Origin of the sequence: Nonomuraea sp. 3N208 (genome assembly GCF_052245935.1) — a bacterium.
Classification (GTDB): Bacteria; Actinomycetota; Actinomycetes; order Streptosporangiales; family Streptosporangiaceae; genus Nonomuraea.
Genome location: NZ_JBQQBR010000008.1, coordinates 196,578 through 220,837, shown reverse-complemented (window position 1 = coordinate 220,837; position 24,260 = coordinate 196,578). Strand labels below are relative to the sequence as shown.

Genomic DNA, 24,260 nt, shown 5'->3' with positions numbered 1-24,260 from the left:
CGCGATTAGCCGGGAAGGGAGAACGCTAGTGAGGATCGCGAAGATCACGGCCACTACGGTCACCACGGCCGCCCTGGCCCTGGGCCTGGCCGCATGTGGCTCCGGCGAGACGACCACGCCCCAACCACAGGCCTCAGCCTCCGCCTCCGCCTCTGGCCCCAAGTACGCGGGCCAGAGCATCACGGTCTGGCGCCTTGGCAGCCCGAACGAGCCGTCCCAGAAGTACATGGACGACCTCGTCGCCGAGTTCAAGACCCAGACCGGCGCGGATGCCAACGTGCAGTGGATCCCGTGGCCACAGGTCAACGACAAGTTCACGAGCGCCGCAGCAGGCGGCGAGGGCCCCGACGTGACGGAGATCGGCAACGACCAGGTTCCGCTCTGGCAGAGCCAGGACGCGCTGGCCCCGGTCACCTCGATCACCACCGGCGGCGAGCACACGCAGATCCCGAAGAACCTCTTCGGCCTGGAGACCATCGACGGCGAGGTCTACGCCATGCCGTGGGGCGCCGGCACCCGCGCCGTCATGTACCGCAAGGACTGGTTCGAAGACCTCAAGATCGAGGTCCCGAAGTCCTGGGACGAGCTGCTCGCGGCGGCCAAGAAGATCCAGGACGAGAAGGGCAAGGACGTCGACGGCTTCGCCTTCAACGGCGGCTCCGACGCCAACCACCTTCTCGGCGCGCTGGCCTGGTCCGAAGGCGGCGAGTACGCCCTCAAGGAGGGCGACAAGTGGGTCGGCAAGCTCACCGACCCGGCCTTCAAGACCGGCTTCGAGGCATACACGGGCATCGTGACCTCGGGGGCCTCCAGCAAGTCCCGCCTCACGCTGAACACCACGGACATCCGCACTCGCTTCTCCAACGGCAAGGTCGGCATGTACCTGACCGCGTCGTGGGACATCGCCACCATCAAGGAGGAGAGCAAGGGCAAGGTGAAGGAGGACCAGATGGCCTTCTTCCCGCTCCCGTCCAAGGCGGGCGGCGAGACCCCCGCGTTCTTCGGCGGCAACGACATCACCGTGTGGAACGACGCCAAGAACAAGGAGCTCGCGACCGAGTTCGTGAAGCTCGCCACCAGCAAGAAGTGGGCCGACCGCTACGCGCTGGACGGCGGCCTGCTGCCGGTCTACCCGGACACACTCGCCGAGCTGGCCAAGGACCCGGTGCAGGCGCCGTTCGCCGCCGCGTTCGCCAAGGCCAAGGCATTCCCCGCCGACCCGCAGTGGACGGAGGCCAACGAGACCAAGGCGGTCCTGCAGAACGCGGCCCGCTCGGTCATCGAGGGCAAGGCCACGGCCGATGAGGCGCTCGCCAAGGCCAACAAGGAACTCGAAGACATCCTCAACCAGTCGTGACCATGGCGAACACGTCAACGCTCGCGTCCAGGGGCGGAGGGAACACCTCCGCCCCTGGGCGGCGCCGCCACAGTTCACGCAAGCCCGCTCGAGGCAGCGGGCTGCCCGGGTGGTCCATCCCGTATGTCCTGCTCGTCCCTGGGATTCTGGTCATCGCCGGGCTGCTGCTCTACCCGATGATCCAGATGGTGATCATGTCGTTCCAGAGCATCAGCCTCCGGGTGATCCGCGGCGTCGCGGAGCCGGAGTGGGTGGGGCTGGAGAACTACACCAAGCTCTTCGACAACGACATCTTCTGGTCCTCGCTGCGGAACACGGTCGTCTTCGCGGCCGTCACCGTCGCCCTCACCCTGATCCTGGGCACCGCCGTCGGCGCGCTGCTCAACCGGCTGAGCAAGCGGATGTCCACCTTCGTGATCATCGGCATCATGTCCGCGTGGGCGGTCCCACCGGTCGCTCAGGGAACGATCTGGCGCTGGCTCTTCGACGCCGAGGCCGGCATCATCAACTGGGCGCTCAATCTGCTCCCCGACGGGTTGTCCACCTTGATCTTCGGCCGGGCCGACTGGACCGGCCAGCCGTGGCTCAACGACGCGTGGTCCGTCTACGTCGTGCTGGTCCTCACAGTGGTCTGGGCGTCCTTCCCGTTCGTCGCCGTGTCGGTGCTGGCCGGACTGCGCGGCATCCCCGCCGAGTTGTACGAGGCGGCCAGGGTGGACGGCGCCACCCCGTGGCGCACGTTCAGAAAGATCACCTTCCCGCTGCTGAAGCCGGTCTTCGCCGTCCTGACGATCCTCTCGATCATCTGGGACTTCAAGGTGCTCAGCCAGCTCTACGTGCTGCTGAACGGGCCGACCAACCGCGAGGCGTTCAACCTGTCGCTCTTCTCCTTCGCCGAGGCCTTCAAGGCGCCGCCCAAGATGGGCACGGGAGCGGCGATCGCGGTGGTGCTGACGATCATCCTGCTCATCGTCACCGCGTTCTACACCCGGCAGATGGTCAAGCAGGAGGACCTGACATGACCCCCCTGGCCCGCAAGCGGCTCAACAAGATCGCGCTGAACACGGCCGCGGTCCTGGTCTTCCTCTTCGCGGTCTTCCCCGTCTACTGGATGGTCTCGACCTCGTTCAAGGCCAACGACCAGATCTTCACCACCGACTTCATCCCGTTCCCCACGCACTTCACCTTCGAGCACGTCAACACGGTTCTCACCGACGGCGTGGCGGGCAACTCGATCTGGGTCTACATGCGCAACAGCGCGATCGTGGCGGTCGGCACAGTGCTCATCGGGTCGGCGTTCGCGTTGCTCGCGGCCACCGCGGTGGCGCGTTTCCGGTTCAAGGGGCGTACGAGCTTCCTGATCACCCTGCTCATCGTGCAGATGATCCCGACCGAGGCGCTCTTGATCCCGTTGTTCCTGAACGTCCGGCGCCTCGGGCTCTACGACAATCTGCTCGGGCTGATCGTCATCCAGGTCGGTCTCACGCTGCCGTTCGGCATCTGGATGTTGCGTACGTTCGTCGCCGCGGTGCCCAAGTCACTGGAGGAGGCGGCGTGGATCGACGGCGCGAGCCGGTTCACCACCTTCTGGAAGGTGCTGTTCCCGCTGGTGGCGCCGGGGCTGGTGGCGACGAGCATCTTCTCGTTCATCACCGCGTGGAACGACCTGATCTTCGCGCTGGTCCTGATGAAGGACACGACCGGCTACACCATGCCAGTGGCCCTGCAGTTCTTCTTCGGGCAGCGGGGCACCGACTGGGGAGCCATCATGGCGACCTCGACGCTGATGACCTTGCCGGTCATCGCCTTCTTCCTGCTGGTGCAGCGCCGCATGGTCTCCGGCCTGGTGGCCGGCGCGGTTAAAGGTTGATTTTTCCATTTTTCCGCAGGACGGGTACGGCTTCGCGCGGGCCGTACCCTGACCCTGCCCTGAACATGATGAGGAGCCATGAGTCAGAGTGATCGGGGGCTGCGCCGTCTCGCGGCCGGCACGCTGCTCGTCGCCTTCGACGGCACGACCGCGCCCGACTGGGTCCTGAGGGAGCTGGAGCGGGGTCTGGGCGGCGTCACGCTGTTCGGCTTCAACGTGGCCTCGCCGCACCAGGTGGCCGGGCTCACCACGGCACTGCGGGCGGCCGGTGACCCGTTCATCTCCCTGGACGAGGAGGGCGGCGACGTCACCAGGCTCGCCTACCACGTCGGCAGCCCCTACCCGGGCAACGCCGCGCTCGGCGCCGTGGACGACGTCGAGCTCACCCGCCGGGTCTACCGGGCCATCGGCGCCGAACTGGTCGCCGCCGGGGTCAACCTGGACATGGCGCCCGCGGCCGACGTCAACACCGCCGAGGACAACCCGGTGATCGGCACCAGGGCGTTCGGCGACGACGCCGAGCTGGTCGCCAGGCACACGGTGGCCGCGGTCCAAGGCCTGCAGTCGGCTGGGGTCGCCGCGTGCGTCAAGCACTTCCCCGGCCACGGCGCCACCACAGTCGACTCGCACCTGGCCATCCCGGTCGTGGACGTCACCCTGGACGTGTTGCGTGCCAGAGAGCTGGTGCCGTTCCTCGCCGCCATCGAGGCAGGCACGCGGTCCATCATGACCGCGCACGTCGCGGTCCCCGCGCTGACCGGCGACCAGCCCGCCACGCTCTCCCCCGCCGCGATCACCGGGCTGCTCAGGGGCGAGCTCGGCTACGACGGCGTGGTCGTCAGCGACGCGCTCGACATGCAGGCGATCAGCGACGGCGTCGGGCTCGCCGGGGGCGCCGTCCAGTCGCTCGCGGCCGGGGCCGACCTGCTCTGCCTCGGGCCGAAGCCGGGCTACGACGAGATCCTGCGGATCATCGCCGAGATCGTGGCCGCCGTCGGCGACGGGCGGCTGCCGGGAGACCGGCTGGAGGAGGCCGCGGCCCGGGCGGACCGGCTGCGGGCCTGGTTCGGATCGGGAGCGGACGCGCAGGACGAGCCGGCGGACGTCGGCCTGGACGCCGCCAGGCGGGCGGTCAGGCTCGACGGATCGGCAGGCCCGCTGACGGATCCGCTGGTCGTGGAGATCGACACGCCTCCGACGATCGCGGTGGGCGACGTCCCGTGGGGCGTCTCACCGTGGCTGCCCGAAGGAGAGGTCATCCGGGTGACACCCGCCGAGGCCGTCGCCGACCGGCTTCTGGAGCGTGCCAGGGATCGTTCGCTGGTGGTGGTGGTCAAGGACGCGCACCGGTACGCAGACAGCCGCGCGCTCGTCTCCACCCTGGTGGCCGCCCGGCCCGACACGATCGTCATCGAGATGGGATTGCCCATCTGGCGGCCGGGCAGCGCGGCCTACCTGGCCACGTACGGCGCGGCCCGGGCCAACACCAGGGCCGCGATGGAGCTCCTCACGAACGGTCAGCGTCCCCGCGCGGCGGCGATCGCCTCCCTCGAGCCGAAGCGATCCGCGTAGGCGGCCGCCTGCGGATCATCCCACGCGGTCAGGAGCTGAAGATCTCCTCGCGCGCCTGCTGGAGCGCCGCCAGCACCGCCCCCCGCAGCACCGGATTGCCCTCCACGGTGCTGGTGGCCACATGAGGCCGCACGGGGCAGATCTTGGCGACCGCCTCCTCCACGCGGGACGTGAGCGCCCGCCCGCCCGCGTGCCCCACCTCACCTCCGAGCACCACCAGACCGGGGTCGAGGATCACACAGACCGCCGCGACCCCGAGAGCCAGCCGGTGCGCGACCTCATCCAGCAACGGCTCGCCCTCGGCTCCCGCGGCCACCGCGACCTGGACGCACTCGCCCGCGCTCCCGGCAGCGAAGCCGTACTCGCGCGCCAGCTCGCTGACCGCCTCGGCGCTGACCAGCGACTGCAGGCCGCCCGCCAGCGAGGGCAGCCGCCCCGGCAGGGTGCGGATGTCCTCGGGCAGCGGCACACCGGGCACCGGCAGGTAGCCGATCTCACCCGCGCTGCCCGAACGTCCCCGGTGCAGCTTGCCCCCGAGCATGACGGCCATGCCCAGGCCGCGGCTCGACCACAGGAGCACGAAGTCGTCGAGGCCCTCGGCCGCCCCGTCGGCGCGCTCGGCGATGGCGGCGAGGTTGACGTCGTTCTCGATCGTCACTTCCCGCCGCAGGTCGCCGGCCAGGGCCTCGTGAATGCCCTCGTGCCAGCCGGGCAGGTCGAAGGAGAAACGTACGTCGCCGCTGCGGGGATCGACCACACCCGGGGTGCCGATCACGATCCCGCGGAGCTTGCCGAGACCCACCTTGGCGCCGCGGCACGCCTTCACGATCGCGTCGTGCACGGCCGAGACCGGGTCGTCATGGGCATGCGGGTCGACCGTGACGTCGGCGATCGTGTGGCCGTTGATGTCGGCGATCGCGCTCGAGATCAGGTCGGGCCCGACCTCGAGCCCCGCCACGTACGCGCTGGAGGCGATCACGGAGTAAAGCGCCGCGTTGGGTCCGCGGCCGCCGGCCTGCGTGCCGACCACCTCGACCAGGCCGCGCTCCTCCAGCCTGGCCAGCGTCTGCGATGCCGTGACCTTGGACAGGCCGGTCAGATCGCCGATCTGACCACGTGTCATGGGTCCAGTTGCCAGTAACAGCTCCAGTGCGGCCCGGTCGTTGATCTCCCTGAGTAGTCTGGGCACACCAGGGCGTCGCTCCACGCTGAATCCCACCGTCACATCGGAAAAGGTTGTTGGAAGTTTAGCGCTCCCATCCATGCGTGACGTCGCAGGTGAACACGAGATTTCCCCATGATCACCCAGTCATCGCCCCCCGGTGCTCGGCATCGTAACTTGCCGATCAGCCTCGGGTGGAAGGCCCTGCCGGATTCGACTCTCGTGCCCGTTCTGACGACCTTGCGCCTAACCAGTGTTGACCAGGAGGGATAATCGAAAACATGCGCCTCTCCGCTCGTGTCGACTACGCCCTCCGAGCCGCCGCCGAACTCGCCGCAGCTGGTGCGGGCCCGACCACTGTGGGCGAGCTCGCCAAGGAACAGGACATGCCGCCCAAATACCTGGAAAACATCCTGCTCCAGATGCGCCGCGCCGGCCTGGTACGGGGACAGCGGGGGCCCGAGGGTGGATACGTGCTGGCCAGGCCCGCCTCCGACATCTCGCTGGCGGACGTGATCAGGGCCGTGGACGGCCCGTTGGCCAACGTACGCGGCGAGCGGCCCGAGCACGTCGGGTACCGGGGACCGGCGGAGTCGTTGCAGCAGGTGTGGATCGCGTTGAGGGCGACCGAGCGCGCCATCCTGGAGGAGGTCACGCTCGAACAGGTCGCCTCCGGGGCACTGCCCGAGCGTGTACGCCAGCTTGCCGCCGACCCAGCCGCCTGGGACTGAGCCGGCACGCCGCAAAAGGCCTCGCCAGTGGCGGCCCACCCGGCCCCGCCGTAAAAAGGGGGTTTGGGTTTTAGTCTGAAGAGATGCCGGAGGGAGACGCCGTCTATCGGACGGCCGCACACCTGCGGGACGCTCTGGACGGCCGCATCCTCATCAGGTCCGACTTCCGTGTCCCTCGATATGCCACCACCGACCTGACGGGCCGCGCGGTGCTCACCACGCTCTCACGGGGCAAGCACCTGCTCACCCGCGTCGAAGGCGACCTGACCATCCACACCCACCTCCGCATGGACGGCAGCTGGCGAATCAAGCCGGCCACAGGCTCCATGAAACCGCCCCCCGGCGACCAGGTCAGGCTGATCCTGGCCAACCAGCAGTGGACGGCGATAGGCGTCAAGCTCGGCATGGTGGACCTCGTCAGGACCGGCGACGAGGCGCGCGTGGTGGGCCATCTGGGGCCGGATCTGCTCGGCCCGGACTGGGACCCGGATGAGGCCGTGCAGAGGCTGCGAGGGGCACCAGGCAGGACCATCGGGGAGGCGCTGCTCGATCAGCGCAACCTAGCGGGGATCGGCACGATCTATCGCGCCGAGACCTTGTTCCTGCGGGGGATCTGGCCGTGGCGAAAAGTCGGGGAGATCGAGGATCTCAACGGGCTTGTGTCTTTGGCGCAGCGCCTGCTGGACGCCAACAAGGGGCATACGGGCACAGTGACCACAGGTGATCGCCGCCCGGCGAATCAGACCTGGGTCTATGGCAGGGCGGGGAGGCCCTGTCGCCGTTGCGGCACCCGCATCAGCCGCGGGGAGATGGGGGCGCAGCCACAGGAGCGGCTGATCCTGTGGTGTGCCGGCTGCCAGCCGCGCTAGGCAGCCACCATGTCCTTGACTTCGGGGAACACGGAGTCGGAGATCGACCCGGGAACCGTCTCGGCAAGGGGCAGGCGCTCGTGCTCCGGCGCATCGGCAAGCACAGGAGCGGCCTGGAGCTCCGCCAGTGCGAACTGGTCGGACACTTCACGCAACACCTGCGAAAGCGGCACCCCGAGCGCGCCGCAAATGGACGCGAGCAGCTCGGACGAGGCCTCCTTCTGGCCGCGCTCCACCTCGGACAAGTAGCCGAGCGAAACACGGGCAAGCGTGGACACCTCGCGTAGCGTGCGTCCCTGCCGCACCCGCAACCGCCTCAGCACGTCGCCGAGCAGCTGACGCAGCAGAATCATCTGTCGCTCCCTCCCCGGCGCGGAAGTTTTCACCACGCCTCGCGCGATCGGATCGTGCCGCACTTTGGTCTTCTTAGCTTCGTACATACTCCTCGCCGTCATCACTGGGCGTTGCCGCCCCTGGGCCGCCGCTCGTGCCTCATTGCGCGACTGATCAGGCCCGCCTGCCGGGCGCTCGGTGCTTGCAGTTGGCTCACGGACCTCACTCACAGCTCCACCGTACCCGTATCCACCGACACCGCGTCAGACCGCGCAAGGCATGTTCGCTGGGGACGTAACACGGTAATCATCCGGAATGTTCCCCTATGTTCGTCTTCAGCACACCTGCGAGGAGATCAACGGCCTCGTCCACCGTCTCTACCCTGATACGTTCGCGCGACCCATTCAGTCTCAATTCCCGGGCCCAAATCTGCCCGCCCGGCCCGCAAACGGCCACGTGCACGGTCCCGACGGGCTTGCCGTCCTGTGGTTCAGGCCCAGCCACCCCGGTCACGGCCAGCCCGTACGTGGCCCCGCACAGCCGCGCGACCCCCGCCGCCATGGCCGCCGCCACCTCCGGGTGCACGGCCCCCTCGCGCCGCAGCAACTCCTCAGGGACGCCGAGCAGCTCGCGTTTGAGATCGGTGGCGTAGGAGATCACCCCGCCGCGGAACGCCTTCGACGATCCGGACACCGACGTGAACGCGGCTCCGATGAGCCCGCCGGTGAGCGACTCGGCCACCGCCAGCGTGGCGGAGCGCCGCACCAGCATGGACAGGACCCCCGCCACATCCACCGTCGATCACTCCCCGCGCGCCTGCCTGGCCACCTTACGCAGCCTCACGGCCCTGATCACGTAGTCGACTCCGGTGCCGATCGTGACGACCAGCGCCGCCCCCATCGCCACCCACCGCACCACGTCCGGCACCCAGGGCAGGAGGTAGAGGACGATCGCGGCGATCTGCAGCACGGTTTTGACCTTGCCGCCGTAGCTGGCCGGGATGACCGCGTGCCGCAGCAACATGAACCTCAGCGCCGTGATGCCCAGCTCCCTGCCGAGGATCAGCAGCGTGACCCACCACGGCAGCTCGCCCAGGATCGACAGGCACACCAGCGCGGCGCCGGTGAGCGCCTTGTCGGCGATCGGATCGGCGATCTTGCCGAAGTCCGTGACCAGGCCGTAGCGGCGGGCCAGCTCGCCGTCGAGGTGGTCGGTGAGCGAGGCCACTGCGAACACCGCCAGCGCGGTCACGCGCCAGCCCGTGCCCGGCAGGAGGAGGCAGACAACGAAGAAAGGGACGAGCGCCAACCGGAGGACCGTGAGGACGTTGGCGATGTTCCACGGGCTCACCACCCGGCGCTCGTCCTTCTTCATGGACCGGCCTTGATCCGCGCGATCAGATCGACCCCCTCGGCGTCGACCACCACCGCGCGCACGATCTGCCCCCTGACCAGCCCGATGCCCTGCACCGTGACCGAGCCGTCGACCTCGGGCCCCTGGTGGGCGGCCCGGCCCTCGTAGCCGCCGTCGCCCAGGTCGTCGTCGATCAGAATGTCGACCTCGGTGCCGATGCGCTCCTCCGCCCGCTGGGCGGTCAGCTCCTCGGCCAGTGCGGTGAGCACCCGCACGCGCTCGTCCACGACGTCCTGGTCGAGCTTGCCCGGCAGGGTCGCCGCCTCGGTGCCGTCCTCGTCGGAGTAGCCGAACACGCCGATGACGTCGAGCCTGGCCTCCTCCAGGAAGCTCACCAGCTCGCCGAACTCCTCCTCGGTCTCTCCGGGGAAGCCCACGATGAAGTTGGAGCGCACGCCGGCCTCAGGGGCGCGCTCGCGCACGCTCTCCAGCAGCCCCAGGAATCGCTCGGGGTCTCCGAAGCGGCGCATCCTGCGCAGCACGCTGTTGCTGGCGTGCTGGAAGGACAGGTCGAAGTAGGGGGCCACACCGTCGGTGCCGGTGATGACGTCGATCAGACCGGGGCGCAGCTCGGCCGGCTGCAGGTAGCTGACCCGCACCCGCTCGAGGCCGTCCACGGCGGCGAGTTGCGGCAGCAGCTTCTCCAGAGCCCGCAGGTCGCCGAGATCCTTGCCGTAGGACGTGGAGTTCTCGCTGACGAGGACCAGCTCGCGTACGCCCCGGTGGGCCAGCCAGTCGGCCTCCGCCAGCAGCTCGTCCGGCGTGCGCGAGACGTAGGAACCACGGAAGGCCGGGATGGCGCAGAACGTGCAGCGCCGGTCGCAGCCGGAGGCCAGCTTGAGCGAGGCCACCGGGCTCTCGTCGAGCCGCTTGCGCAGCACTCGCGGCCCGCTGGCGGGTGCCACGCCGTTAGGCAGGTCTCCGTGGCCGGGGATGTGGGTCTTGGGCGCACTGGCACGCTCCACCGGCGAGATGGGCAGCAGGGTGCGGCGGTCACGTGGCGTGTGGGGCTTGAGCGGCCGGTCCGCGAGCACGTCGTCGAGCCGGTCGCCGATCTCGGCGTAGTCGTCGAAGGAGATGACCGCGCTGGCCTCGGGCAGCGCCTCGGCCAGCTCGTTGCCGTAGCGCTCGGCCATGCAGCCCGCGGCGACCACCTTCGCGCCGGAGTCGGCGGCGGCCAGGAGCGTGTCGATGGAGTCCTTCTTGGCCGAGTCGATGAAGCCACACGTGTTGACGACGACGACATCGGGGTCGTCGTCGCCCAGCTGCCAGCCGGCAGCCTCGAGTCGCGCGGCCAGCTCCTCGGAGTCGACCTCGTTGCGCGCGCAGCCCAGGGTGATCAGCGATGCGGTTCGGCGGGATGACATGGTGAACCCTACGGTAGCGGGAGTTGGCCACTACCTGATGCACGGGTCCACCCACCCCGCTACCTCGCGCGCTGTCGCGTCTGCTGTTTCGGCGCCTCAAACGAGCGCCGCACCACTTCCCCGCGCCCCCCGAGCCCCCTCACTCTCTTGCCGTTGACCAGCACCGACACCGCACCGGCGTCACTCAGGACCAGGCCGACTTTCTCGGGCGTCCGCCAGGTGGAGGTCTTGCCGGCCTCCAACGTCCCGGCGAACAACCGGCGACCTTCCGCGTCGTGCACGTTCACGTACGACGACCGCTTGGCCTTGATCTGCACGGTCACCATGCGCTTGCTGCTCACACTGCGTGACGGCTTGGGCGTCTCCGTGATGGGTGTATTGGGGGGAACGCTCGGCCGGGCCGAGACCTGCCGGACGCCGGCGGTCTGCACGTGGTCGCCGGCCCCGCCCAGCACCCGCATCATGCCGAAGACCACCACGATCGCCAGCGCCACCCCGAGCGCCATCGTCCAGTTGGGCCCCCGCCGCTCCGGCACGTTGATCTTCCTGTCAGCCTGGAACACCGCCGCCGCCCGCACCGGCTCGGGCGCCCCGCCCTCCTGCTGGTCGTACAAGTGCAGGATGGCCTCAGGATCCAACCCCACGGCCTGAGCCACGGCCTTGACGTGCCCCCTGGCGTAGAACTGGCCACCACACTGATCAAAGTCGTCCTGCTCAATACTGTGGATGATCGCCTCGCGGATCCGGGTGGCCGCGCTCACCTGCGCGACCGTCAGCCCCGCCGATTGCCTGGCTGCCGCCAGCATGGCTCCGATGCTCTGCTCCTGCACGGCGAAACGCCTCCCCGATGGCGCCTGGTCTGAACCACCACGACATTGCGTAGTGGTTCATATTCAACCAGTAACAGTCCGGCAGGCATGCATTGGGGTCATTCGCCACGCAGGTCGGCCAGCAAACCCGCCAGATCGTCCGGCTTCACGAGCACCTCGCGGGCCTTGGACCCCTCGCTGGGGCCGACCACGTTGCGGCTCTCCAGCAGGTCCATGAGCCGACCGGCCTTGGCGAAGCCGACCCGCAGCTTGCGCTGCAACATCGAGGTCGAGCCGAACTGGGTGGTCACGATCAGCTCGGCCGCCTGGATCAGCAGCTCGAGGTCGTCGCCGATGTCCTCGTCGATCTCCCGCTTGACCGGCGCAGCGGCGACGTCATCGCGGTATTCGGCCTGCATCTGCTCCTTGCAGTACGCGACGATCTCGGCGATCTCCTTCTCCGAGACGAACGCGTTCTGGATGCGGATGGGCTTGCTCGCGCCCATCGGCAGGAACAACGCGTCACCCTGGCCGACCAGCTTGTCGGCGCCCGGCTGGTCCAGGATGACCCGCGAGTCGGTGAGCGACGAGACCGCGAACGCCAGCCGGGACGGCACGTTCGCCTTGATCAGGCCGGTGACCACGTCCACGCTGGGCCGCTGGGTGGCGATGACCAGGTGGATGCCGGCCGCGCGGGCCAGCTGCGTGATCCGCACGATCGAGTCCTCGACGTCGCGCGGCGCCACCATCATGAGGTCCGACAGCTCGTCCACGATCACCAGCAGGTACGGGTACGGCTGGTAGACCCGCTCGCTGCCGGGCGGCGGCTGCAGCTTGCCCGCCCGCACGGCCTTGTTGAACTCGTCCACGTGCCGGAACCCCGACGCGGCCAGGTCGTCGTAGCGCCGGTCCATCTCGCCCACCACCCATTCGAGGGCCTCGGCGGCCTTCTTCGGGTTGGTGATGATCGGGGTGATGAGGTGTGGGATGCCCTCGTACACGCTCAGCTCGACCCGCTTGGGGTCCACCAGCACCATGCGCACCTCGTCCGGCGTAGCCCGCATCAGGATGCTGGTGATCAGCCCGTTGACGCAGACCGACTTGCCGGCGCCGGTTGCGCCCGCGATGAGCAGGTGGGGCATCTTGGCGAGGTTCGCGACGATGGTGCGGCCCTCGACGTCCTTGCCCAGCCCGACGATCATCGGGTGGTGGTCGGCCTGCGCCACCTGGGAACGCAGCACGTCACCGAGCGACACCAGGTCCTTGTCGGCGTTCGGGATCTCCACCCCGATCGCCGACTTACCTGGGATAGGCGACAAAATCCTGACATCTGCGGATTTAACGGCGTATGCGATGTTCTTGGTGAGAGCCGTCACCTTCTCGACCTTGACCGCGGGGCCCAGCTCGATCTCGTACCGGGTCACGGTCGGCCCCCGGGTGAACCCGATCACCTGCGCGTCGATGGTGAACTGCTCGAGCACGCTGGTCAGCGCGTTCACCACGGTGGTGTTGGCCTTGGTCTGCGGCTTGGGCGCGCTGCCCTGCTTGAGGAACTGCAGGTCAGGCAGGCTGTACGGCCCCGCCTGCGGCGACAGCACCAACTGCTCGACCTTGCGCGGCGCGGGCGTCGGCTGCGGCGGCTCGGGCTTGCGCTCCGCCTCGGGAGCGGACGGCTCCTCCTCGTCGGTCAGTCCAGGCACGATCTCCGGGGAGTGATCGGCCCGCTTGTCCGGCTTCTCGGCCAGGACGGGGGTGTCGTAGGGCTTGACCGTGTCGCCGCCCTCGCCGGTGTCGGACTTCTTGACCCGGGTCCGCTTCCTGCCCGGCTCGCGCGGATGCGGCTCGGCGTGCCGCTCGAACAACAGGTGCTTGAGCTCGCCCAGCCGCTCGGGGATCCGGTGCACGGGGGTGGCGGTGATCACCAGCACACCGAACCCGGACAGGATCAGCAGCAGCGGGATCGTGATCCACGGCGGCAGGATGCTCATCGGCGGCGCCGACACGATGAACCCGATCATGCCGCCGGCCGCCGACACCTTGTCCATGCCCTGGCCCTCGCCGGCCGGGTACGGCGTGCCGTTGGCCACGTGGATCACGCCGAGCACTCCGACCATCAGCGCCGCCCAGCCGATCACCATCCGGCCGGTGTCGGCGTTCTGGTCGGGGTGGCGCAAGTAGCGCCAGGCCAGCAGGCCGAGCAGCAGCGGCAGCGCCCAGGCCAGCGACCCGAACACGCCGCGCACGGTGGTGTTGACCACGCCGGAGATCGCCCCGTCGGCGTTGCGCCAGGTCATGGCCGCCAGCACGATCGCGCCCGCGAGCACCGTCAGCCCGATCCCGTCGCGTCGGTGCGCCGGATCCAGCTCGCGGGCGTTCTTGCCGAGCGCGCGGGCCATACTGCCGACACCGTTCGCGAACAACATCCACAGCCCGACGATCAGCTTGCCGATCATCGTGAAGACCCAGCTGATCGGATCCTGGTGGGTCATCGAGGGCTTGCGGCCAGAGGCGGCTCCCCTCGCCCTGGACCCCGCCGACGTTCCTGTCCGCTTCGCGGGGGTCGAGCGGGCCGAGGTCGACCGCTTCGCCGGCCCCTTGGATGCGCTTTTCGGCGTACGGGTGGCCATGATGCCAAAGGTACGTCGGAGACACCGCGACGCGCGCGGAGGCTCGCCGAACGGCCCTCACATCAGCCCCGGCAAAGGTGACGAGAGATTCACTTCATGTCCACGCAACGGCCGCGTGGCCGCAGGCAAGGCCTTCCTTAATGGGATACATGCCTCTCCTCAACTTCAGGGACGTGGCCGTGGAGACGGCGCTGCGCCCGGGCGTGCTCTACCGCTCCGCCCAGCCGCACATGCTCACCCTCGCGGACGCGCAGCTGGTTGCGGGGCTGCAGCTCATCGCCGACCTACGAGGCGACGACGAGCGCACGCCGTCGGACTGGGCACCCGTCCTGGGCGGCGCCGTCAGGCACGTCCCGCTCGGCGCCGGCTCCGTCGCCTCGCCCGCCCATCTGGCGACGCTCCCGCCGGACCTGGACCTGGGCGACATGTACGTGGCCCTGCTCGAGCACAGGAAGACCTGGTTCGCCGGGGTCGTCGCCGAGATCGCCGACGGGCTGCCCGCGCTCGTGCACTGCGCCGCAGGCAAGGACCGCACGGGCATCGTGATCGCACTGATCCTGGACCTGGTCGGTGTGGACCACGAGGCCATCGTGCGCGACTACGCGCTCACCGCCAAGGCGCTGCCGGACCTGCTGCTCACCCTCGGCATCGCGCTGCCGCCAGGCGCGCCCCCAGCGCTGCTGGAGGCCCCGGAGAGCGCGATGCGCACATTCCTGGCCGCGCTGAGCGCTCAAGGCGGCGCCGAGCGGGTCCTGCTCGCCTGCGGCCTCACCCCCGCCCACGCCGGCCGCCTGCGGGCCGCTCTCATTCCCTGACCCGGCCCGCCACGGAGGAGATCACGTCGAAGGCGGCCTGCACGCCTGGGGGCGCGGTAGCGCAGGTTCGCGCTCCGGCGGCGTCTCCGGTAGCAGGCTCGTCGCGCGAGTCTGTCGCGGATGCGCGCGCCGCGGTGGTCAAGTTGGAGCGCGAAGAGCCCGGTACGGATCCCGCCGCCGGTGCAGAAAACGGCGATGCCGGTGTGCTGGGAGCCGGGGTCGATGCTGGTTTCGACGCCAGGGACCCGGCAGGTGGACGCGTCCCTGTCTTTGAGCCGGATCACCAGCGGCGTGTGGTGGTGCACCACCGCACGGCCCGAGGCCAGCAGCTTGCGGGCCATGGCCGGGCGTGTGGGTTGCAGCGGTTGCCCGTTCCGATCGAGGACGAACACATATGCGGCGGGAATGCCGCGGCCTCCCTCAGACGCCTCAGCGCCATCGGGGTGACGCCCGCCACCCGGTGCGGTGAGGCGGGTCTCCCCTCGCCCATCTTCGACGCCAGATGCCGCACGTACGCGGCGTCGGTGGGCCGTTTCGTCCCGACCCAGGTTGTCTGCTCCCACCGATTCCAGAGTCCGGGGCTGAGGAAGCACCCCGGAGTGGGTCCGCTGTCTTACGTCAAAGGTAGCCACCTGGACACACCTCCCTAAATGGTGGCTCGGGCTGGTCAACACGGGCCTGAGATGTCAGCGGCGCCGCACCTCAGACCCCCTCCTTCAGGGGAGGGGGCGTTGACTGACTCAATGTGGCAGTTCGATCACTCTCAGTGTGCCAGACTGACGGTCGGCGATACCTCTAATTGGTGATGTTCTAGGACGCAGAGTGAACACGACCCGGGTGTCGAGCACGGCCTTCGACGGCACTCCGCATGCCCCAGCACACGCGCGCAAGTTCGTACGCCAGGTGCTCGGCGAATGGCGGCTGGGCCATCTCGCGGAGGACGCCGTGCTGCTGACCAGCGAACTCGTCACCAACGCCGTGGTGCACGCGGGCACCGGCATCGAGCTGACCTGCCGGCTGGACGTGGAGGCCACTCCGGCCAAGCTGGAGATCGAGGTCGACGACCACCATCCGACGAGGACCATCGAGGAGGCCGAGGCGGGGCAGGCCGACACGATGCGCACCTCGGGGCGCGGGCTGGCGCTCGCGGGCATGCTGGCCGACGCCTGGGGCGTCACGTACACCAGGACCGCCAAACGGGTCTGGGTGCGCATGGAGCTCGGCGACGGCTTCGACCGCCAGGAGGCCCTGCCTGCCGCGCTCCCCCTGGCCCCGCCCGTCAAGTCCCTGCATGTCGGCGTCATCGTCTGCGACCGCGACGGGATCGTCGAATCGTGGAACTCGGAGGCGGAGAAGCTGCTCGGCTGGCAGGCCGAGGAGATCGTCGGCGGGTCGCTGGAGAAGCTGGTCGCCTGGCGCGGCCACGGCCCGTACACGCTGACCCTCGCAGACACGCTCGGCCTGGGCCGCTGGCGAGGCGAGGCCCACATGCGGCACCTCGACGGCACGCTGGTGCCCGTCTACGTCTCGCACCTGCGGGCACGGGGTCAGCGGTCGGCGATCTGGATGGTGGTGGGCGCCGACCACCGCTACGTCCTGACGCCGCCGCCCGTGCCGATGCGCAGGGAGGCGGGACGGCGGATCAAGGACCTGCTCGACCAGGACATGCCGTTCGCGGAGCTGCTCGACACGATCGCGCAGATCGTCCAGGTCTCCAGCGGCGGCGACGCCGCGTACGTGCTGCTCTCGGCCGACGGCGGCGACAGGTTCGGCGTGGCGGCGGGCGCCGGCACGACGGCGGGGCTGGTGGGGGTGCTGGCCACCGGCGTGTTCAGCGCCGACAGCAAGACTCCCACGCTGCTCGACGACCTGCTGGCCGAGGACGTCGAGCTGGCCGAGCAGCTGCGGGCCAGGTCGCTGGCGTGCGCGCCGCTGCTGGTGTCCGGGGAGGTGACGGGCTACATCGTGGTGACGGCCGCGCAGCCGGGACGCTTCGATCAGGAGCTGACGGTCAGCCTGCAGCACATCGCCGGCCAGGTGGCCGTGCCGGTGCAGCGCGAGCGGCTGGCCGAGCAGGACCGGGCCCACCGGGGGCGGCTGTCGTTCCTGGCCGAGGCGGGCGAGCTGCTCGCAGGGGTGCACGACGAGGAGCTGATCGCGGCGTTGACGGCGCAGCTCGTCGTCCCCAAGATCGCCACGTGGGCGGCGGTCTATCTGACCGATCTGGCGGGGATGACCAGGCTCGCCCATGTCTGGCACAGCGAGGAGCGGCACAACGCCGAACTGCGCACGTTGTTGCCGGCCATCCCGCGTACCGCGCTCGACGAGGTGAGCTGGCCGGTCGGCCCGGAGACGGTGCTGTCGTTCCCGCTGCTCACCCAGGGCAGGTCGCACGGCGCGCTGGTCATCGGCCGCGCCGAGCCGACCCTGCCGCTGGAGCTGGCCGACCTGCTGGCGGACCTGTGCCGGCTGGTGGCGCTCAACCTGCACACGGCCATGCTGTACGCCAGGCAGGCCACCACGTCGCGGGTGCTGCAGCGCAGCCTGCTGCCCATGCGCGTGGCCCCCATGCCGGGTCTGGAGTCGGCGGTCGTCTACGAGCCGGCCGAGGAGGGCGCCGACGTGGGCGGCGACTTCTACGACCTGTTCACGGTGGCCGACCACTGGTGCTTCGCGCTCGGCGACGTGTGCGGCAGCGGTCCCGAGGCGGCCGCGGTCACCGGGCTGGCCAGGCACGCCGTACGCCTGCTCGCCAAGGAGCACTACACCGTGGCCGACATCCTCGACCGGCTCAATCAGGCGCTGCTGGAGGAGGGCGAGGACGGCAGGTTCCTCAGCCTGCTGTGCGGTGAGCTGACCCCGCTCCCCCAGGGCGGCGCCCTGTGCACGATCGCCTCGGCCGGCCATCCGCCGCCCCTGCTGCTGCGGGCGGACGGCACGGTCCAGGCGGTCGCGACGCCGCAGCTGCTGCTTGGCATCGAGGCGGACGCCAGGTTCTACGTCGAGACGTTCGAGCTGGCGCCCGACGAGGTGCTGCTGTGCGTCACCGACGGCGTGACCGAGCGGCGCGACGGCGACCGCCTGCTCGACGACGGCGACGGGCTGACGGCGCTGCTGTCCGGCTGCATGGGGCTGAGCGCCCACGCGGTGGCTGAACGGGTGCGGCACGCGGTCGAGACGTTCGCCGCCGAGCCGTCGCAGGACGACGTGGCCCTGTTGGTGATCAAGGCCGCCGCCCTGCGGCAGGTCAGGACGTGAACCGGTAGGTGGTGGTGGAGGTGCGGCGCTCGCCCGGCCGCAGCACGGTCGAGGGGAAGTGCGCCTGGTTGGGCGAGTCGGGGTAGTGCTGCGTCTCCAGGCACAACCCGGCGAACGGCCCGTACGGCGTCGCCACCCCGTCGAGCATGCTGCCCGTGTAGAACTGCACGCCCGGCTCGGTGGTCGTGACCTCCATGGTCAGACCGCCGGCCGTGACCTGCATGCCGCCGCCGAGGACGAAGCAGTGGTCGTAGCCGCCGTCGTAGCGCTCGGCCACGGCGTGCGGCTCGGTGAAGTCGAACGGCGTGCCCTTGACCGGCGCGAGCTCCCCGGTGGGGATCTTGTGCTCGTCCACCGGCAGGTAGTGCTCGGCCTCGATCCGCACCACGTGGTCGCGTACGTCGCCGGCGCCGGCCAGGTTGAAGTAGGAGTGGTTGGTCAGGTTGACCACGGTCGGCGCGTCGGTCTCTATCGCGTAGTCGATGCGCAGCGCGTCGTCCGCCAGCGTGTACGTGACTTGCGCGGTCAGCGTGCCCGGGTAACCCTGGTCGCCGTCGGGGCTGGTCAGCGTGAGCGTCACCGAGTCGACGGAGCGGTCCTGAACGGTCCACACCTTGCGGTCGAAGCCCTCGGTGCCGCCGTGCAGGCTGTTGACGCCGTTGTTGATCGGGAGCCGGTACTCGACGCCGTCGAGGGTGAAGCGGCCGTTCGCGATGCGGTTGCCGTACCTGCCGACGACCGCGCCGAAGTACCGGCTGCGGGTCAGGTAGTCCTCGACCGAGTCAAGCCCGAGCACGACGTTGCGGCCCGACACCTCCAGCGAGCGCACGATGGCGCCGAGCGTGAGCACCTCGGCACGCAGCCGTCCCGATGACAGCTCCACCTGCTCGATCTGCTCCCCCGACGGCAGCGTTCCGAAGATCATTGTTGGGCCCTTCCCGTGGACTCGCGGACGATGAGGGCGGTGTCGAGGGTCACGGTCGCGCCCTCGCCCCCCGACTGCAGCAGCAGGTCGACGGCCATCCTGCCGGCCGCCACGGCGGGCATGGCCACCGTGGTCAGCTTGGGCCGGTTGAGCCGGCCGGGCAGGATGTCGTCGAACCCGATGACACTTATCTGGTCTGGTACCCCTATCTCCATCGCCGCCAGCCCCTCGATCAGGCCAAGCGCGACGAGATCGTTGTACGCCAGCACGGCGGTCGCCCCACAGGCCGCCACGTCCGCGGCCACGGACAGGCCGCCGGCCTCCGTGGGCTGGTTGGGGCCGAAGAAGACGAGGTCGAGGCCCGGCGCCTCGGCGGCGACGCCCTGCATCTCGTTGCTGGTCCACGAGCCGATCGGGCCCGAGACGAGAGCGATCCTGCGGTGGCCGAGCCCGGTCAGATGCTCCAAGGCGAGCTTGGCGCCCTGTGCGACGTTCATCAGCACCGCGGGCATGCCCTTGATCCGGCGGTTGACCACCACGAACGGCACGTCCTCGGCCAGGCGCTCGATCATCCGGTTCGACAGGCGGGGGCTGCACAGCAGGACGCCGTCCACCTGCTTGGTGAAGGTCCTGATCAGCTCCTCCTCCACCCGCGGGTCCTCGTCGGTGTCGGCCACGAACACGTGGTAGTCACGGCCTCTGGCCTGTGCCTGGGCGGCCTTGATGAGCGGCGGGAAGAAAGGGTTGGCGATGTCCGCCACGATGAGGCCTATGTTGAAGGTGCGTCCCGTCGTGAGCGCCCTGGCCGCCCGGTTGGGGCGGTAGCCGAGGTCGTCCGCGACGGCCATCACCCGGCTCCTGGTGGCAGGATTGACGAGATGCGGTGCGGAGAAGGTGCGGGACACGGTGGACACGTGGACGCCGCAGGCGCGCGCCACGTCCTTGATTGTCGCCGCCATCGCCGTCCTCCCTTGCAAACGGTTGCCAGACTAAACCTTGACCTTCGCCGGTCCAGTCGTCAAGGTTCTTGCAACCGGTTGCTACGCAACCTTCGGGGAACCACCGCCCGGGTGCTCCCGGGAGCGGGAACGGCGCTCGAGGTTACCAGGAGCCGCCCAGTTCGTTGAGCGTGAAGACGCCGCCGGCGCGATCGTGGATCGGTGCCGTGAGATCGGGTTCGCCGTGCTCGGCGATCAGCGCCGCCGCGTACGCCTCGGAGTCGTCCTGGGAGACGTACCCGAGGGATTTGGCCTCCTCCAGCGACCACCACCGCCGCGCATTGTCCGAAACCCCCCAGACGACGTGATACCCGGGCGCCACCAGCGCGGCCTCCACGAGACGGGCCAGGTCGTCAGGTGAGATCCAGGTCGCCAGCCCGCGCGTGTCCAGGGACCCTTCGTTGCAGGTGCCGAGCCGGACGATGGTGATGTCCATGCCGAACCGGTCGTGGTAGAGGCTGCCCAGAGCCTCCATGACGACCTTGCTGACCCCGTAGTAGGTGTCGGGCCGCGGGAAGGCGTAGTCCGGCAGGTCCGCGCCCCCCGCGGGCCGGGTGTGGAAGCCGGCCGCGTGGTGGCTGCCCATGAGCACGAGGTGCTGGACGCCCTCCTGGCGTGCCGCCTCCAGCAGCACCTGCATGCCGTTGATGTTGGCGTGCACGATGTCGGCCCAGGGACGCTCCCGGCTCTGGCCGCCCAGGTGGAGCACCGCGTCCACGCCCTTCATCGCCTCCGCCATGGCGGCCGGGTCGGCGAGGTCGGCCGTCACCCATTCCTCCCCAGGGCCGGTCTCGACCGCGTGGAGGTCGGAAAGCCGCAGGACGCGGCCCTCGCGGGCGAGCCGCGGGCGGAGCAGGGTGCCGACTTTCCCCGCGGCACCGGTCATGAGAATGCGCATGCATCCATGGTGTACACGATTCTGACCGAAATTCACATCCTTGAATATTGACCGTGATGCATGCGTGTAGTTACGTTCACACCCACGAGTTCAAAAACCGGACTCATGTCCACGTATGTGAACGGGAGGCGGTCTGATGTCACGTCGTTTGCTCGGGGCCGCGATCATCGCGTCCCTGGCCGTAACGCTGACAGGCTGCGGTTCCGGGGGATCATCAGGTTCAGACGACACATTGGAGATCTGGATCAGGCAGGCGCCCGATTCGGACTCCGCCAAGACGGCGAAGAAGCTCGCTGACGCATTTACCCAGGCCAGCGGTGTCAAGACGAAAGTCGTGGCCCTCTTCGACGATTTCGAGACCAAACTCAACCAGCAGGCCGCACAGAAGCAACTTCCCGACATCGTCATCAACGACACGGCCCAGCTCGGCAACATGCAGTCGCAGGGTTGGTTAAGAGAGGTCGACAAGGCCTCGCTGGCCGGCGGCGACAAGCTGTCGGACCGGGCGTGGTCGGCTGCCACCGGCAGCGACGGCAAGATCTACGCCGCCCCCTTCTCGGCACAGGCGTTCGCGCTGATCGTCCGCAAGGACTGGCGTGAGAAGGTGGGCATGGAGCCGCCGGCGAGCTGGGAGGACCTTGCCAAGCTCGCCACCGCGTTCACCCAGAAGGACCCCGACGGCAACGGCCAGGCCGACACCGCCGGCTTCGTCATCCCGGCCGGCACCAAGCGCGGCTACGCCTCTTGGTACACCTCTTCGATGATCTACGCCAACGGCGCCGACTTCCTCAAGGCCGCCGGCCCCGGCAAGTACACGGCCACCGCCAACGACCCCAAGTTCGTGGAGGCCGTTCAGTACCTGCAGGACCAGTTCTGCAAGTCCAAGACCGTCAACCCCGGCGCGGTCAGCAACGACACGACCGTCACGCACGAGGTGTTCGAGAAGGGCCAGGGCGGCATCTACCTGGTCGGCCCGTACGTGCTGGCCCGTTTCGTCAAGAGCATCGGCACCGACAAGATCGAAGTCCTGCCCGTGCCCAAGGGGCCGGCCGGCGGCCCCGGCACCCTCGGCGAGGGCGAGAACGTCTACATGATGGTCGGCTCGTCAATGGAGGACGCCCAGAAGAAGTTCGCCGAGTACGCGATCTCCCCCGAAGGCCAGAAGATCGGCATGAACAAGGACGCCAACGGCGCCATCGTTCGCCTGCCGGTCAACACCACCGTGGACATGGCCGCCGAGCGCCAGGACCCGCGCTGGAAGGTGTTCCAGGAGTCGTACGAGTTCGCCGTGTACGCCCCGCCGGTGCCTAACTGGGCACCGATCCGCCAGACCTCCGCTGACGCCATCAACACGGTCTGGGCCGACTGCACGGCCGACGTCAAGACGGCGATGGACGGGCTGAACACCAAGCTCACCCAGGAACTGCAGAGCCAGAAAGCGTCATGACGTCGACCCTCACCCGGGCCGGAGCACGGACGGCGCCCCCGCACCGCCGCACCAAATCGGTGCGGTGGCGGGGGCCGCTGATCGCGTGGCTGTTCCTGGCACCGGCGTTGCTGCTGTTCCTGTACTTCAAGTTCATCCCCATGGCCCTGGGGCTGTGGAAGAGCTTCCACGAGGTCCACTACATCACTGACACGTGGGTGGGCCTGGACAACTACAAGACGATCCTCACCGACGACGCGTTCGGCGCCGCCATCTGGCACAGCATCCTGCTGGCGCTCGGCACCACGGTCGGCTCGATCGTCCTCGGTCTCGGGTTCGCGCTGCTCATCGAAGGCCCCGCCAGGTATCTGTGGTTCGTCAGGACCGCGGCCTTCCTGCCCGTGGTGACCACGATGGCGGCCGTGGCCGAGGTGTGGCGGATCATGTTCCATCCGGCCGACAGCGGCATGCTCAACACGATCATCGGCTGGGTGGGCGTCGACCCGCAGCCGTGGCTGGCCAGCGAGAACTCCTCGCTCTGGTCGATCATGCTGATGAGCATCTGGCGCGGCACCCCGTACGACATGATGATCTTCCTGGCCGGGCTGGTCGGCGTGGACCGCACGCTCTACGAGGCGGCGGCCGTGGACGGAGCCTCCACGTGGCGCCGGCTGCGGCACATCACGCTACCGGCGCTGCGGCCGGTGTTCTGGATCCTGTTCACGCTGGCCGCCATCCGCGGGCTGCGGGTGTTCGTCGAGGTCTACGTGCTCACGAACGGCGGCCCGAACGGGTCGTCCGAAGTACTGATGACCTTGATCTACAAACTCGGGTTCCAGTCGAACGAGCTGGGCGTCGCCTCGGCGGGCGGGATCGTGTTGTTCCTGGCCACGCTGGCGCTCACCGTGGTCGTGCAGTTGTTGCGCAGGAGGCAGGCGGCATGAGGTTCGACAGCGCTCTGGGGCTGGAGTCGCGCAGGGGACCTCTGGCCATCACCGGAAAAGTCATCATTTATGGCCTCATGGTGATCGTTTTCACCGGGCCTCTGGTGGGGTTGCTGATCAGCGCGTTCAGCAAGACCCTCGACCCGACGTCGTTCACGCTGTGGCCGGACGAGTTCACGCTGGAGAACTTCGTCCAGGCTCAGGACAAGAACGTCTACCTCTACCTGCTCAACTCGTTCATCGTCGTGGGCTTCGGGCTGCTGCTGCAGATGCTGGTGAGCGTCTTCGCGGCGTACTCGCTGGCCCGCAAGAAGTTCCGCGGCATGACGTTCGTGATGTTGCTGATGCTCGCCACGATGATGCTCCCCGAGGAGATCATCGCGATCCCGCTGTCCCTCGTCCTGGCCGACATGCCGGTGTTCCACGCCAACCTCATCGGCACGTACGCCGGGATGATCCTTCCGGTCGGGGCGTGGGGCTTCTCGATCCTGGTCATGACCGAGTTCATGAAGGAGGTGCCGGTCGAGCTGGAGGAGGCCGCGCGCATCGACGGCGCCGGCGAGCTGCGGATCTTCGCCACGATCATCGTGCCGCTGTGCCGGCCCGCGCTCGGCGTGATCGGCGTCTTCGGGTTCACGATGATCTGGGACCAGTACCTGCTGCCGTTGATCGTCGCGCCCCAGTCGGACATGTGGACATTGCCCATCGCGCTGCGCTCGCTCCGCTCCGACGAGGAGGTCGGGATCGGCGTGCTGCTCGCGGCCTCACTGCTGGCCCTGCTGCCGTCGATCATCGCGTTCCTGGCGTTCCAGCGGCAGTTCATGCGCGGTCTGACAAGCGGCGCGGTCAAGGGTTAAGCGTCCATGTATCTGGACGTTATCCCATA

At 68.9% G+C, this 24,260-nt stretch carries 22 protein-coding genes; 11 read left to right on the top strand and 11 right to left on the bottom strand.

All coding sequences use genetic code 11. The annotated features are described in order from the left end of the window. Positions 1-28: 28 nt before the first annotated feature. From ACTWPT_RS14630 to ACTWPT_RS14615, 4 genes are all read left to right on the top strand, one after another. On the top strand, positions 29-1,357 hold the full coding sequence (locus ACTWPT_RS14630) for an extracellular solute-binding protein (protein WP_443177890.1): 1,329 nt from the start codon (positions 29-31) through the stop codon (positions 1,355-1,357). 2 nt (positions 1,358-1,359) lie between these two features. Next, entirely contained in the window at positions 1,360-2,379 is a 1,020-nt protein-coding gene (locus tag ACTWPT_RS14625; RefSeq protein ID WP_443177889.1) for a carbohydrate ABC transporter permease, read from the top strand. Further along, positions 2,376-3,227 (top strand): carbohydrate ABC transporter permease, encoded by an 852-nt coding sequence (locus ACTWPT_RS14620; protein WP_443177888.1) that lies wholly within the window; start codon positions 2,376-2,378, stop codon positions 3,225-3,227. The genes ACTWPT_RS14625 and ACTWPT_RS14620 overlap by 4 nt, the downstream gene beginning before the upstream one ends. A gap of 78 nt (positions 3,228-3,305) precedes the next feature. Then, a complete protein-coding gene (locus ACTWPT_RS14615) occupies positions 3,306-4,799 on the top strand; it encodes a glycoside hydrolase family 3 protein (protein ID WP_443177887.1) in 1,494 nt (497 codons plus the stop codon). Between the two features lie 28 nt (positions 4,800-4,827). On the opposite strand, the gene ACTWPT_RS14610 is transcribed toward ACTWPT_RS14615, so the two are convergent. Then, entirely contained in the window at positions 4,828-6,006 is a 1,179-nt protein-coding gene (locus ACTWPT_RS14610) for an ROK family transcriptional regulator (RefSeq protein WP_443177886.1), read from the bottom strand. Positions 6,007-6,242: 236 nt separating this feature from the next. On the opposite strand from ACTWPT_RS14610, the gene ACTWPT_RS14605 reads away from it, so the two are divergent. Both ACTWPT_RS14605 and ACTWPT_RS14600 read left to right on the top strand, forming a co-directional pair. Next, positions 6,243-6,692, top strand: a complete 450-nt coding sequence (locus ACTWPT_RS14605) for an RrF2 family transcriptional regulator (RefSeq protein WP_138715085.1) — start codon at positions 6,243-6,245, stop codon at positions 6,690-6,692. An 83-nt stretch (positions 6,693-6,775) separates the two neighbouring features. Beyond that, the gene (locus ACTWPT_RS14600; RefSeq protein ID WP_443177885.1) at positions 6,776-7,561 is read left to right on the top strand and encodes a DNA-formamidopyrimidine glycosylase family protein; all 786 of its coding nucleotides are present in this window, start codon (positions 6,776-6,778) and stop codon (positions 7,559-7,561) included. Here the strand turns inward: ACTWPT_RS14600 and ACTWPT_RS14595 are convergent. From ACTWPT_RS14595 to ACTWPT_RS14570, 6 genes are all read right to left on the bottom strand, one after another. Further along, positions 7,558-7,914 (bottom strand): helix-turn-helix domain-containing protein, encoded by a 357-nt coding sequence (locus ACTWPT_RS14595; protein WP_138715105.1) that lies wholly within the window; start codon positions 7,912-7,914, stop codon positions 7,558-7,560. The two genes, ACTWPT_RS14600 and ACTWPT_RS14595, sit on opposite strands and share 4 nt — an antisense overlap. Positions 7,915-8,200: 286 nt before the next feature. Next, positions 8,201-8,689, bottom strand: coding sequence for a CinA family protein (locus ACTWPT_RS14590; RefSeq protein ID WP_443177884.1), 489 nt, complete (start codon positions 8,687-8,689; stop codon positions 8,201-8,203). Between the two features lie 6 nt (positions 8,690-8,695). Next, complete coding sequence (gene pgsA, locus ACTWPT_RS14585; RefSeq protein ID WP_443177883.1) at positions 8,696-9,268, bottom strand: CDP-diacylglycerol--glycerol-3-phosphate 3-phosphatidyltransferase; 573 nt, start codon at positions 9,266-9,268, stop codon at positions 8,696-8,698. Then, on the bottom strand, positions 9,265-10,674 hold the full coding sequence (gene rimO, locus ACTWPT_RS14580) for a 30S ribosomal protein S12 methylthiotransferase RimO (RefSeq protein WP_443177882.1): 1,410 nt from the start codon (positions 10,672-10,674) through the stop codon (positions 9,265-9,267). The genes pgsA and rimO overlap by 4 nt, the downstream gene beginning before the upstream one ends. A 59-nt stretch (positions 10,675-10,733) precedes the next feature. Continuing rightward, on the bottom strand, positions 10,734-11,504 hold the full coding sequence (locus ACTWPT_RS14575) for a helix-turn-helix domain-containing protein (protein WP_443177881.1): 771 nt from the start codon (positions 11,502-11,504) through the stop codon (positions 10,734-10,736). A gap of 98 nt (positions 11,505-11,602) precedes the next feature. Further along, positions 11,603-13,972: a DNA translocase FtsK gene (locus ACTWPT_RS14570; RefSeq protein WP_443177880.1), complete on the bottom strand. Its 2,370-nt coding sequence runs from the start codon at positions 13,970-13,972 to the stop codon at positions 11,603-11,605. 287 nt (positions 13,973-14,259) lie between these two features. On the opposite strand from ACTWPT_RS14570, the gene ACTWPT_RS14565 reads away from it, so the two are divergent. After that, positions 14,260-14,925, top strand: a complete 666-nt coding sequence (locus ACTWPT_RS14565; protein ID WP_443177879.1) for a tyrosine-protein phosphatase — start codon at positions 14,260-14,262, stop codon at positions 14,923-14,925. On the opposite strand, the gene ACTWPT_RS14560 is transcribed toward ACTWPT_RS14565, so the two are convergent. After that, on the bottom strand, positions 14,841-15,317 hold the full coding sequence (locus tag ACTWPT_RS14560) for an RRXRR domain-containing protein (protein ID WP_443177878.1): 477 nt from the start codon (positions 15,315-15,317) through the stop codon (positions 14,841-14,843). The genes ACTWPT_RS14565 and ACTWPT_RS14560 overlap by 85 nt on opposite strands. Before the next feature lie 430 nt (positions 15,318-15,747). On the opposite strand from ACTWPT_RS14560, the gene ACTWPT_RS14555 reads away from it, so the two are divergent. Beyond that, a complete protein-coding gene (locus ACTWPT_RS14555; protein WP_443177877.1) occupies positions 15,748-18,183 on the top strand; it encodes a SpoIIE family protein phosphatase in 2,436 nt (811 codons plus the stop codon). On the opposite strand, the gene ACTWPT_RS14550 is transcribed toward ACTWPT_RS14555, so the two are convergent. From ACTWPT_RS14550 to ACTWPT_RS14540, 3 genes are all read right to left on the bottom strand, one after another. Beyond that, positions 18,173-19,108, bottom strand: a complete 936-nt coding sequence (locus ACTWPT_RS14550) for an aldose epimerase family protein (protein ID WP_443177876.1) — start codon at positions 19,106-19,108, stop codon at positions 18,173-18,175. The genes ACTWPT_RS14555 and ACTWPT_RS14550 overlap by 11 nt on opposite strands. Next, positions 19,105-20,067, bottom strand: coding sequence for a LacI family DNA-binding transcriptional regulator (locus ACTWPT_RS14545; protein WP_443177875.1), 963 nt, complete (start codon positions 20,065-20,067; stop codon positions 19,105-19,107). The genes ACTWPT_RS14550 and ACTWPT_RS14545 overlap by 4 nt, the downstream gene beginning before the upstream one ends. Before the next feature lie 142 nt (positions 20,068-20,209). Next, on the bottom strand, positions 20,210-21,004 hold the full coding sequence (locus ACTWPT_RS14540; protein WP_443177874.1) for an NAD-dependent epimerase/dehydratase family protein: 795 nt from the start codon (positions 21,002-21,004) through the stop codon (positions 20,210-20,212). A 136-nt stretch (positions 21,005-21,140) separates the two neighbouring features. Here ACTWPT_RS14540 and ACTWPT_RS14535 point away from each other — a divergent pair, with 136 nt between their 5' ends. From ACTWPT_RS14535 to ACTWPT_RS14525, 3 genes are read left to right on the top strand one after another with little or no spacing between them, the layout of a single operon-like run. Beyond that, complete coding sequence (locus ACTWPT_RS14535; RefSeq protein WP_443177873.1) at positions 21,141-22,451, top strand: sugar ABC transporter substrate-binding protein; 1,311 nt, start codon at positions 21,141-21,143, stop codon at positions 22,449-22,451. Beyond that, the gene (locus tag ACTWPT_RS14530) at positions 22,448-23,374 is read left to right on the top strand and encodes a carbohydrate ABC transporter permease (RefSeq protein WP_443177872.1); all 927 of its coding nucleotides are present in this window, start codon (positions 22,448-22,450) and stop codon (positions 23,372-23,374) included. The genes ACTWPT_RS14535 and ACTWPT_RS14530 overlap by 4 nt, the downstream gene beginning before the upstream one ends. After that, entirely contained in the window at positions 23,371-24,231 is an 861-nt protein-coding gene (locus ACTWPT_RS14525) for a carbohydrate ABC transporter permease (protein WP_443177871.1), read from the top strand. Before ACTWPT_RS14530 ends, ACTWPT_RS14525 begins: the two co-directional genes overlap by 4 nt. The last annotated feature ends 29 nt before the right edge of the window (positions 24,232-24,260 follow it).